Annotated in this window: 5 protein-coding genes; 3 read left to right on the top strand and 2 right to left on the bottom strand. The window is 42.6% G+C overall.

Translation table 11 applies throughout. The features are described 5' to 3' along the window. Positions 1–1,971, bottom strand: a 1,971-nt coding sequence (locus E1163_RS08880; RefSeq protein WP_185156027.1) for an S-layer homology domain-containing protein, incomplete at its 3' end; no start/stop codon positions are given. A gap of 172 nt (positions 1,972–2,143) precedes the next feature. Next, positions 2,144–4,039 carry a tetratricopeptide repeat protein gene (locus E1163_RS08875; protein ID WP_155171084.1) on the bottom strand — a complete coding sequence of 632 codons (1,896 nt, stop codon included), beginning with the start codon at positions 4,037–4,039 and terminating at the stop codon, positions 2,144–2,146. A gap of 404 nt (positions 4,040–4,443) precedes the next feature. Here E1163_RS08875 and E1163_RS08870 point away from each other — a divergent pair, with 404 nt between their 5' ends. The 3 genes from E1163_RS08870 to E1163_RS08860 all read left to right on the top strand — a co-directional run. Beyond that, positions 4,444–4,602 (top strand): pinensin family lanthipeptide, encoded by a 159-nt coding sequence (locus E1163_RS08870; RefSeq protein WP_155171083.1) that lies wholly within the window; start codon positions 4,444–4,446, stop codon positions 4,600–4,602. A gap of 205 nt (positions 4,603–4,807) precedes the next feature. After that, entirely contained in the window at positions 4,808–7,960 is a 3,153-nt protein-coding gene (locus tag E1163_RS08865) for a CHAT domain-containing protein (RefSeq protein WP_155171082.1), read from the top strand. Between the two features lie 575 nt (positions 7,961–8,535). Beyond that, the coding region (locus E1163_RS08860; protein ID WP_281353109.1) for a choice-of-anchor Q domain-containing protein at positions 8,536–12,920 on the top strand (4,385 nt) is incomplete at its 3' end.

Genomic DNA, 12,920 nt, shown 5'->3' with positions numbered 1-12,920 from the left:
CACATAACCGGAGCTGTAAGCCACCTGGTCCCACTTTCCGTAAGGGTCGTGTGCATAATAATATTCACCGTCAAAGCCCACAAGCACAAGTATATGCCCGTAGCCTGTAGTGTATCCATGCGCAATCACCGGTTTTCCTGCTGCCAGCAAATTATTAAGCTGAGCAAATGTCCCCGTTCTGGTTCCATTGTCACGGACACTCAGCCCCATGTATTGTGCCTCTGCATTAAATACCTCTTCCAGTCCTTCTACAGTCTGCGCCCGGTCCGTTGTGTAATATTCTGAAAGAATGTCGGGAGTTACATTGCCACCATAAAAGTTGAGTACCATGGCGAGCGAAGTATTCTGGCACGAGCCATAGGGGTTAATGTCATTGGCCAGTTGATAGAAGTAAGGTACATTTTGGATCAGGGTAATGTCCTCAGGGAAAGCACGATAAGCATTGCTTATTTTTTGTACAGTGCCTTGCAGGGTCATGATCTGGTACAGTGCCGCAGTCGTCTCTGCCCTTGAAGCATTTCTGAGTGGCTGGAGCGATTTCTTGTCCGGGTAGTTGCAGGCCAGACCGTTTCCTGTAGCATTGGCAACAGCAGGTTTGGCCCATTCGGGAATGTCATGATCATCATTGAAATAACCCAGCACACTTGTACTAAAGCTGCTAAGGCCTGAGCCATTAGCCAGTGCTATCAGCATTTGATATTTACTTACTCTGTCATCCGGTTTGAATGTACCATCAGGGTAGCCCGCAATATATCCGGCCCGTGCCGCCTGTAAAATATTGGTTTTTGCCCAGTGAGTGGATATATCAGAAAAATTCCTGTCCTGATACTCAGGTTTTATGGCAGGATCAAGCGTGGCCACGATCATAGTGGCAAACTCTGCACGGGTAAGGCTTTGGTCTGGCCTGAATGTGCCGTCAGGGTAGCCATTTAAATACCCTTTGTCTATAAGTGCCCGGATCTCTTTCTCTGCCCAGTGCCCGTTGATATCACTTAACGGTGTAGAGCTGCCCCCAAAGGATTGATACCAGTTTACTTTTTCCAGCGTATACCAGATGTCCAGCGAAGTACCACCTCCGGGAATTCTCCAGATAGACGACTCAGCACCACTGGCAGCAAGTGCTTCGTTAAGTTGGGCAGAGGTGATCTGATTATGCTCAGCGCTTAGTATATGGTGAACAGGCTTGCTGCATCCGAGGCTCTTGTACTCCTGCGTACCGTAGTCAACCCAGTAAGTAGCTGCATTCATGTATGAGCTTCCCCATACTTCGAGGTAAGTCTGTGGCATGTGTCCGTCCACATACTGGTCTATGATATCCACCCGCATGCCGTGGTCTTTCGGGTTGCCCCAGGTAGTACAGTAAAGTTTAAAAGAACTATCGGCATGTCCGTCGCTTTTCGCATCATTAACAGCCTGGCGAAGCTCCGAAAAGATGTTATGCAAAGCTGTTACTGTACCGTCAAACTCTACTTCAACATCGGTAACAAAGCCTTTGTAGCCTGCTTTGGCTGCATAGTATACCGCATCTGCCTGGGTTCTTTCATTGCCGGGATAATTATAAGCCCAGGCCCAGGGTTCAATACCATAGCTCTTGTAGGTGTTCACCAGGTTTTGATCATTCAGCTCCTGCCAGTGGTTGGTACCATCACCTACTTTTACATAGACCCTTTTTACACCCATGCCTGCCAGGTCCTGGGCGAGTGCCGCATGGCTGCTATAACCTGTACCTTCAAGGTACCACAGCCACATCCCCAACTGGTTATTGCTACCGGTGGCCAGATTGGTGGTGTTGCCTTTTTTAAAATCCAGAGGAGGAGTGCCATGTTCTATTACCGGCCGGCCGTGTTCTTTTGCCGGTACCACCCGTTTTTCAGGGGAATTTATCTCCTGCATTTCCTTTTCTTCCGAGCAGGCAAAAAAGAAAGCCAATACCCCCAGATAGAGAATTAATGATAATAATGATTTACGCATAAAAGTTGGTTTAAAGTTGAAAATTGATTTCAGGACCAAGCTAGATATGCTTTGTCCGGGAGAGAAGATATGGCTCTCTACTTCATCACTACGCACATGGGACATGACCTCTTTTTTATCTACAGAAAAGGTCAGAAGGGCTGTTTTTGGTGAATATAGCTAATATTGATCCCTACAACGACCGGAAAAATTCAGTCAGGTTATATTCCTGGCCTATATTGAGTTTTTTGCGGAGCCTGTACCTGCGCATATCAACACTTTTGGGTTCAATATTTAGTATGGTGGCTATTTCTTTTGAGCTAAGATTAGACCTCAGCAGACTCGCCAGCCTTTTTTCGCTTTCCGTAATGCCCGGCACCTGTTCTTCCAGCTTTTGGTAAAAATCGTTGAGGTAAGGCTCTGCCTGCTCTCTGAGGTTGGCCCGGTCCTGCTTAATGTTTAGCCTGCTTTTAAAGTTGCTTATGAGTTTTTCATGGGCCATTTTGAGGTTTGAATTATTCAACTGCCGCGAAAGCTTTTGAAAGTCATTTTTCAGGTCTTCAAAAAGCTGCTCTTTTTCGATCAGAAACAGAGCCTGATTAGTCAACTCCTGTCGTTTATATTCCAGGTCATTCGCCATTTTTTCCTTTTCCAGCTTTAACGTTTTGTACTTCTCCTGCATCAGGTGCTGTTGAGCTTCATGAAGTTCAGTGGCGGTATGCCGGAGTGCCTTTTCTCGTTTGACACGCAAAACAAAGTAGACAACCGTGATCATCAAAATGATGGCAGAAGCGATAATGAGGCCTAAGAACAATTGGTTTTTCAGCTCCGCTATTTTTTCATTTTGGCGGGAAAGCATCAGTTCACGTTCTTTCCTTTCACTTTCGTAAGCAAGCTCAAGCTCCATCTGGCGGGTTTCCTGCTCCTGAAAGGTGAGGCTGTCACGTAGGGTGACGAACTTTTTGTACGATTCCAATGCCTGTCCGTTCTGTCCTGTTTTTTCAAAATATTCGGAGGCTATCAGGTGATACCTGTACACGGCCGCCTGAGAAGTGACCTCCGGCTCAAGCGAAGCAGCACTGTCAAGGTATGCTTTGGCTTTTTTGAATTCGTTGATTTTCATAAATGACCTTGCAAGGCTTGCATATACCTTATAGATGTCATTTTCGGAGGCCAACGTTTTAAAGCTATTTAATGCCATCTGATAATGCCTTATAGCCAGTTCGGGCAGGTTGAGGTGTTCCAGATAGCTGGCCCCAAGGTTGTTATGTACGGATGCCAGGCCATCGGCAAGTTTCAGGTCCCGGAATATCTTTTCAGCATGCTTTAAATAAATGATGGTAGAATCATACTTGCCCAGCTCACCAAATTCATTGCTGATGTTGCAATAGTCTACGGCCAGGCCATAATCGTTGCCATCGAGCAAATCAATTTTTAATGCTTTTTTAAAATACTTCAGCGCATCTTCATGAAGTTCCATTTTGGCCTTTACCGAGCCAATGTTGTTCAGTGTAGAAGCCAGCGACTTCTTTTTTCCCAATCGCTCTTTGATTTTTAATGATTGAAGGAAATAACTGAGGGCTGTATCGTACTGGTGCATGGAGAAAGACACCAGGCCGAGGTTGTTTAGCGTACCTGCATAGTCGTTGTCCAGCGCAAGCTCCTTTTGTAATCGTGTAGCCTTTAAATAAAAAACTTTAGCATCATATAGTTTATGCTGATAGTAAGCATTAAGCCCCAATAAATGATAAGCCTGCGCAAGCCCTTCTCCTGACCCATGCTCCTGATAAATGCTAAGGGCATGGTTCAATACCCTTGAAGCAGAATCTGTATGCAGGAGCATAATATAATTGCGGCTGGCTGACAATAAGCATTCGGCCAGTTGGAGAGGTTTATCCCCGTCCTCAGCCAGTTCAATTCCCTTTGAGGCCAGCCTTATGCCATCCGTAGGTGAGGAAGTCCGCAGTTGATCGGCACAGGAGCAATATTCTGCAGCCGTTTGTTTCTTAGGGGTACAGTCCTGGCTGTGGGCAGGCATTGCACAATTGATGAATGAATATAACAGCGTCGTAAACAAAAGTTTAGACATATTGAATGGGTTTAGGTTGAGTAAAATTAGCCCTTAGACCAGCCCCCGGCGATGCAAGTCATGCAGTTTTGACCCGCCGGTGGTTTTCAGGAATCTGATAAATTAGGGCATTTTGTTGGATGTAGCAAGCTGAAATGGTTAAGTGAATGTATTTGTAAGGTGCTACTGTAAATTTTTTGCAGAGGACATGGGCAAAGCACAAATAATACTTCTTTGGTTTCAGACCGTTGCTTGTTGTTGTGTTTATTTAATCAATTAATAATTGATTTTTAAATAAGAGGATGTAACAAGTAATAAAAAAATGTCAAAATATGATTACCTTTTTTGATTTCTGGTACTAGTGGCAAAGGCAGTACCCGAAAAGCCTGTAATAGAGTAGGGGGTTTAATTAAAAGTAAATTATTATGAAGAACAAAAAATTAAGTCTTACTGATCTTAAAGTAAAGAGCTTTGTAACAAAATTTGAAGAAGGTGTTGAGAATACATTAAAAGGAGGAAATGATCCAGAGTACAAAACTGTATATGGAGTTTGTTACAGCATGTATCAAACTTATTGCTGCTAATCTAGAGAGTTAAGTAATCTGATTTAACAGGAGCCGTTGGGAAAGTATTCTGACGGCTTCAGTCTTTATAATACCCGCAGCGTCTGATTTGGTAAGTTTCTTATCCTCATATATTCATTGTTTGCCTTTTTGAGATGATTAGGAATTAACCTAATATATTTTTTACGGTTAAAAAAATGAGCATTTTTGAGAAAATTTTTAAATCATGGACTTCTATTTGAAAAGGCTGCTTTTATCTGTAAGTACCCTTGCTATTTTTTGTTCTGGTTATGCTCAAAAAGATATTGTAACAGATACATTAAAGGCTGGTCAGTTTTATATTATTGGAGACTCTTTATATGATGCTGGCAAGTTTACTGCCGCTGCAGAACACTTTAAGGATGCCAGCAAAATATTTCATGCTAATAAGTGTTGGGAAAGGTTTGTAGATGCCAATGGAAAATTATCTTCCTTATATGAAAAACTTGGGGAATATGAGCTTGCTATAGAAGTAGCCAATGCTTCATTAGCCGTAGCGAGGGAAAAACTAGGGGAAGGCTTTACAGGTCTGGCTTCAACCTATGACTTACTCGCTAATGTATATAGGGTGAAGGGCAATTATGACCTTACACTTGACTATTATCATAAATCATTAAATATACGTAAGCGGGCTTATCCGGAAGAGCATTTCCAAGTGGCCAATTCTTACTATTATATCGGCATAACTTATACAAGAGATGGGGCTTATGATTCTTCAGAGTATTACTTGAAAAAGGCCCTTGCTATAAGGGAGAAAATTTACAAAGAGCCGGATCCTCATTTGGCTCATTCCTATAATAGCCTTGGTGGACTTTACTTTTATAAAGGGTATTATGAAAATTCACTGGGGTTTTTTAAGAAAGCGCTTTCCGTTGAAAAAAGTATTAGAGGGGAAGATCATCCAAATATTGGCATCTACTATGATAATATAGGTACAGTTTACTCCTTCATTGGAGGCAGGCATCAGAGTTTGGAATACAAGAAAAAAGCACTTTCTATCTTCAAAAATACCTATGGTAAAAAAAGCCACTTTGTTTGTTCTGTTCTGAGCAAGATAGGGGCTGATTATGTGGAGCTTAAGGAATATGACAAGGCTATGCAATGCTATAGAGAGGGGCTTGTAATAGCTGAAAAAATAATGAACGGGAAAAATACTTATACAGCCAGTATAAATAATAATATAGCTATGTTGTACGACGAGGTGGGCAAGGGAGATTCTGCTCTAATTTTTTATCAAAGATCAATTTCAACTAAGATCATGCTCTATGGCCAGAATAATATAAATGTTGCAGAATCGTATGGGAATATTGCAGAGAACTATTCTCGAAAAAATGACTTTTCTTCAGCGTATTATTATTACCGGAAGGCCCTCAATATTTATGCTGATGTTGTTGGGGAAAAACATCCGGTGGTAGCTAATATTTATAATAATTTGGGGAATGATTATAGCCGCCGAGGCTTGATTGATAGTTCTTTTTACGCTTTTAAAAATGCAATAAGTGCTAATTCCCTCACTTCTGGTCTTTCTAAGGGCACACGATCAAGAACAATTGATTTTTTGGATCCATCCATATATCTTTCTTCTTTGTATGGAATCGCAAATGTCAATAAGGAAAAATTTTACAAATACAGACAAATAGATCACCTTAGGGCTTCTTTAATTAATTTCCAACAGTGTGACACACTAATTGATGAAATGCATAAGGTGCTTTTACGTGTGCATGACAAGCTTGAACTCACCCAGAAAGCAAATGAAGTATATGTAGGCGCTATGAAAGTGAGCTTGATCCTTTATAAAGAGACAAACGATGCACACTATGCAGAGATGGCTTTGTATTTTTCTGAAAAAGGAAAGGCTAGAATACTTTCTCAACATCTGGCAGGTAATTCTTTAAAAGATATAGGGCTTGTCCCCTACCAACTGCTTAGCCAGGAAGATATGGTAAAAATGGACAGGTCATTTTATGAGTCCCAGCTTCAGGACCTAAGGATGTCAGAAACATTCGATACAGTGAAGGTTGTTGAATTAGAAAATAAGGTATTTGAGTTAAATCGCCAGCAGGATTCTTTGATAACTATTTTTAAAAATAGTTATCCCAAATATTATCAATTACAGTATAGAACCAATACGGCAACTAGTCTGGATGTCAAGCAATCCTTACCAAAGCACAATACACTGGTAGAGTACTCCATAGGGAATGATTCTATTTTAATTTCAATTATTGGCAAAGATACTTTTGCAATAGTGGATATAGCCAGGCCAGAAAAACTAGAATCAGAGGTTAAAGCTTTACAGAATGCCATTAAAAACAACAGATTTAATGATTATACCCAATATGCTTATTCTATTTATAAACAAATTTTCAAACCTGTCGAAAAGTATATTAAGGAAGATAGGGTAATAATTGTACCTGACGGAATTTTGTGGCATCTCAATTTTGATCTGCTACTAACCTCTGCGCCGAAGTTTGAAGATTACAGAAAGCTAGATTATTTAATAAAGAAATATACATTTAGCTATGCACATTCAGCTACCACGTTAAGTAGTAGCCTTGCGAATAAATTCGCAAATAATACACTTAAAGAATGCCTGGCATTTTCGTTTACAGGTGATAAAACTTCAAAGGATGCAAAATATTATAGTTTCAGCGCATTAAGGGATGCGGATGTTGATCTTCCGGGTAGCAGAGAGGAAATACGAGCTATTGCTGATATAGTAAATGGAGACTATTATGTTGGGGATTTTGCAAGTAAGCATGAGTTTAAGAATAAAGCAAAGGAATATTTAATACTGCACCTGGCCTTGCATGGCGAGGTGGATGATAACCACCCAATGAATTCAAAGCTATTTTTTACCCCTTCAGACTCAAGTAAAGATGGGACGTTATATGCTTATGAACTCTATAATATGTCACTTAATGCTGAAATGGCTGTGCTTAGTGCATGCAATACAGGGGCAGGTCAATTAATTAAAGGTGAGGGTATTATGAGCCTGGGGAGGGCGTTTGCATATGCAGGTTGTAAAAGTTTAGTAGTGAGTCAGTGGGAAGTGCCTGATGTAACTACACCGGGAATAATGAAGAACTTTTACAAAAACTTAAAGGATGGCCTTGGAAAGGACGAAGCACTCAGAAAAGCTAAACTTGATTATCTTGAAGCAGCAGACAACTTCACCGTAGCTCCATACTATTGGGGCTCATTTGTTGTAATAGGGGAAAATAGCCCTATTGAATTAGGGGCTTCATGGACTTTTTGGGAAATAGCAGGTACGCTCGTAGTTATGGCAGTAATAGTTTTGCTTGTTATATTTTTAGCGAAAAGATACGGGCTACGCACTTAAATCAGCTTCTTTAAGCCAGCTTAAGCAGGAAATCGATAACCTGGATAAGTAAATATCCTCCCTGACATAACCTTGAGTGTTCGCGCTTAAAAAAAATAAATTTCACAAACCACCGCGATTACATTGAGTTTGAGGCATCAATTCTTGAGTAGGCTACAGTTTTCTTATCACCCGGAGCCCCCATTTATCCAAATCTTCAGATGTGTGACAATAAGTGCCTTATCCCTGAAAGCTTCACCAGTGAAAGAAAATCATCATGTAATACAATCGGAGTAAATGCCGGTTTTTTAACAGAAAATAATACCAAAACACTGCTGACAGCTACTGGTAAGATTTTTCCTGCATGTAAGCTTATCTGCAATAACGACCTTTTTTAATAAACGAATAGCTATAGATTTGTAAAACCATTTAAATCATGTAAGAAATTGGTTTAGTGCAAATTATTTGCACTGTCTTAAGCGCGCTTACTGCCTGATTTAAATCGCCCCATAAAACGTATTAGTTAATCAATAGGCTGGAAAGAGCTATGAGATCACTATGCTCATTTCAGGCGTGAACCAACTTAAAAACTAGCTATGAAACAGTTTTATGGGCACTTGCCTGCCACCTTCAACGTGAAAAGATTGGTGTTTTTAGTTATTGCTATCTTTTCACTCTGTGTTTGTGCCGAGGCGCAGGAAAAATCAAATTATGTCAAAAATAGAAGCGATTTTGAACGTCTGACAAATATATTGTTATCCGGAAAAATCGATTCCACTGAATTTGTTAGCAGAGTAAAAACTTCTGGCAACCACCGAAATCGTTCTATCACAAATTCAGACCATCAAACCCAAACACAAGTATTGGCGACAGGCCAGGTTTATTATGTAAACAGCAGCAGCCCGGGCGGAAATGGATTAAGTTGGGCAACGGCTTTCCGGGACTTGCAAAGCGCACTTGAAGCAGCCACCAGTGGAGATCAGATTTGGGTAGCAGCCGGAACTTACAAACCTACTGCAACAAATACGAGATCAATAGCCTTTGAACTAAAAGGCGGGATGTCACTTTACGGAGGTTTTTCCGGTGGCGAATCCAGTATTGCTGAAAGGGATTGGAAAAGTAACCCTACCGTGCTAAGCGGAGAAATTGGAGGGCCTGGTCTGACGGATAACTCGGATCATGTTATAAAGTGCACCACAGGCAGCAATATAGTTTTTGATGGTTTTATTGTGGAAAAAGGATATGCATCGCAATCCTACTACGGCGGCGGTATGTACTGCTCAGGAGTTGGAAGTATGAAAATACAGCATTGCGTTTTTAGAAACAATTATGCAAATTATCACGGAGGAGGCATTTATATACTTAACTCCGCTGTTGATGTCGTTAACTCTGAATTTTATGACAATCAAACCATCTCGTATGACGGAGGAGGATATTTCGCAACGGGATCTCAGCCTAAGAAAATTATCGGAAGCCTTTTTCACCATAATCAAAGCGGAAGAGCAGGCGGGGCGATAGAAAATTATAATTCGACCCTGCAGGTCGTTAATACCACCGTTGTCGATAACGTGGCTCATGGAGCTTATGGAAATGGCTTGGCCAGTTGGAGCGGAACCGCAAATGTTTACAACAGTATTTTTCATCAAAATTCTACAACCGTAAGAAATCTTAGCAGGCTTGGAGGTGGATATATTTATGTCTATCATTCCCTTGTACAATTCGGATCTTATACGTCAGGCACAAATGTTCTTTTAAATGTCGACCCTTTACTGGAAGATCCTGCTAATGGCAATTACAGATTGCAGTCTGCTTCGCCCTGTATCGATTCGGGAACCTCGGACACTACTAATTGGAAACTTCCGGATTCAGATCTTGATGGTCAGCCACGGGTATTCAATAACAGAGTAGATATGGGAGCATATGAAAAGGGAGAGGAGAATGCTGTTCAGACACAGCTGAGCCACATTTTCGGAGCACTGGATCAATCTTATATCCATACGGGTATTTTGACGGACTTTGGTATCGACCTTGCTGATCAGACACTATTTGACGGTGTGGTCCGCCCGGAAAATATTATGGACATGAATAGCTGGCGGGCTCTGTATGGCTCTTTGCTTAGCTCTTCCATCAACCCTTCCAGCAAGCTTATTCACCTGAAAACCATCAATCAGGAGCTGGAAGACCTTTGGGAAACTTACGACAGAAATAATCGCATGGTGGATATCGCCGTGCTTTTTGCGGCTTACCAAACTCTGCGAAGTGATGCTATCAGCGAAAACCTCATCGCGGAGTCAGACGGGCGGCTATATGATGTGCCGGGGAGGACAGAATCCCCTTACACTACAGCGTACGCTTTTGCAGCGGCACCCAATCTGGAGTACGACGAAGATGGAAAAGTTACTTTTGTTTTACGTTCAGGTCTTTTTGTAAATAGCTCCGGTAAAACCTTCAGCAGCTTTCAGGTCGACTTTGGGGATGGCGCCGGCTATCAGACTTTGACCATGGATACGCCTTACACGGTCAACTACTCCAGTGAAGGCACTAAAACATTGAAGTTTAAGACCCGGTTTACAGATGGATCTACCTGGTACAGCCATTCTAATTTCAGGGTGTTGTCTGCTTCTTCAGCCATGCCTGCATTAAGATTTGATGGTACAGGAGACCATACCTATATTTTCCCACGGAGCGCTGACGCCCAGTGCCCTGAACCGGGCTTCCCCGACCCCGAAGCATGGGAGGGCAGCTTTTCCGGTGCTACTGTTACCGTGGAGTATGGTAATCCCAGGGCCAATACCAATCCGGGATGCAACCCGGAATTCATCCGGCCACTGATTGTGGTAGAGGGCTACGACCCCAGTAAGTTTTCTGCTTTTGAGATAACTAATTGGGATTACGAGGATATTGCTATTAATATTTTATCACGGGGAGTCAATGGTAATCTTAATATATTGTTATCAACCGGCAATACCTTTAACGAAGAATTAGAAGCCGCTGGCTACGACCTCATCTTTGTTGATTTTAAGGACGGTACAGGCGACATCATCCGTAATGCCTACCTCCTGGAAAACGTCATCCGCTGGGTGAATGCACATAAGATCAATAATGCTGAGGGTAATCGGGAAGAAAATGTGGTGTTGGGCCAAAGCATGGGTGGAATGGTTGCCCGGTACGCTGTATGTGATATGGAAAAACGTATGATGAATGATCCTGCTAATAATCCTGACCATGAAACCCGCTTGCTGGTTACTCACGATGCCCCCCACCGGGGCGCTAACGTTCCGTTAGGTTTTCAGGCCCTGGTAAATGAGTTGGCCCCTATGAAACTCGACAAAATAGGCCTGGTCACTTATGGATCAACCGGAGCTATTATTGGTTCATTCCTGGAAATGAAAGATATTGTGCCGGCACTTGATCAGGCGCAGCAACTTCTAAACGAGCCTGCCTCACAGCAAATGCTGGTAGTGCAGGATGGCCGCAACAATACCTTCCTGGAGGGTGATTATCGCAATATGGTGACCTTTCCATCGGGGTATGCTCCTACTTTTAACATGATTGCACTCGCCAACGGTTCCGAATGCGGTGAAGGGCAGGAATTTGTGCAGCCGGGTGATGAGCTTTTTTATGCCGACGCCAACTTATATGTAAACAGGCTGCTCTTTTTCTTGGGAGTAGAGACGGCAGGAGCCAATGCCTCCGTGCAACCCGGTTTGGGAGTTATTACACGCAGCGCCTTGTACGCCCTGGCACCTTTTACCGGTAAACACTGGAAAACCAGCTATATTGTAAGGGCTGCGCCTTCCAGTGGCACCAACCAGGCATTTTACGGGAAGATCGACTTTCAAAAGAAGATTCTTTTTTTAATTAATCTTAACATAAAGCTATTCGAAAAATCACGAAATTCCGAGGCAGGTGCGCTTCCATGGGATTCCGCACCGGGAGGTTATTACAGCCTGCGTGATGTACAAGGGCGCATTCCATCTAATCCTGATATAAACGCTTATCCATTGATAGATGCAAATTTAACGGTAAGGCTTGTGGATGCTTTTGATTTCGTGCCTACTGTTAGTGCGCTCGATATTGACGCCACTCCTATTCCCAAAGCTTCCCTCTCAAGTCCATACAACGGAGGAATAAATTATCAATATCCTTCCCGGTTTGCCAACTTCATTTCCCAGGAGCGGAATCCTGGCGAGGTAAATGGCTCAGAACATAATTCCCGCCACATCCAATTCACACCCAGGAATGCTCAATGGCTGCTGAATGAAATGGAAGGCGTTCCTGATAACAACCTGAATTGTTCTGCAGATTGTGAGCCGGACGGTATTAGTGTTTTGGGTTCTGCCACCATATGCAGTCAGGAAACCTATACTGTTGATAATCTGCCTGACGGCTACGCCATAAGCTGGGCAAACAACGGTTTAAGTTACGTGTCAGGCCAGAACACCTTGAATTATACCGTACAAGCGAATACGGCAACCACAAATCCGTGGGTAGAAGCCATACTCACCGGAACATGTACGATGCATTACAGAAAGGAGCTGGTATTAGGTGGTGATGGTATAGCTTATGCCGACTTGACGATCGAGGGACCTGATGCGGTATGCCCCAATGAGTGGTACATGTTCCGTGCCGATAATCAAAGCGCCATTGCCATAACTGAGTATGACTGGATCTTCCCATTTGGGTGGACCATTGTTGATCAGCACGATGAAGCCTATTATAGCAAAGTCACGGTTTCCACACCCAGCCAGGTAAGCAATGGTGACGGAGTTGATTTAACCGTTCTAAATATCTGCGGAACCTATCAACCGGAATGGTATAAAGCCATCGATGCTTACTATGCCTGTCCTTCTTCCGCTTCAGTTAGTTTATATCCTAACCCGGCTGATGAATATATAGAAGTATCGGAAACAACTCTATCGGCGCAGGCCTCATTGGTACTTTCAGGGACTGACTCGAATGCCGGGACAGGTTCATCATC

Source organism: Fulvivirga kasyanovii, assembly GCF_009711405.1.
GTDB classification, from domain to species: Bacteria; Bacteroidota; Bacteroidia; order Cytophagales; family Cyclobacteriaceae; genus Fulvivirga; species Fulvivirga kasyanovii.
This window is presented reverse-complemented; position numbering and strand designations above follow the sequence as displayed.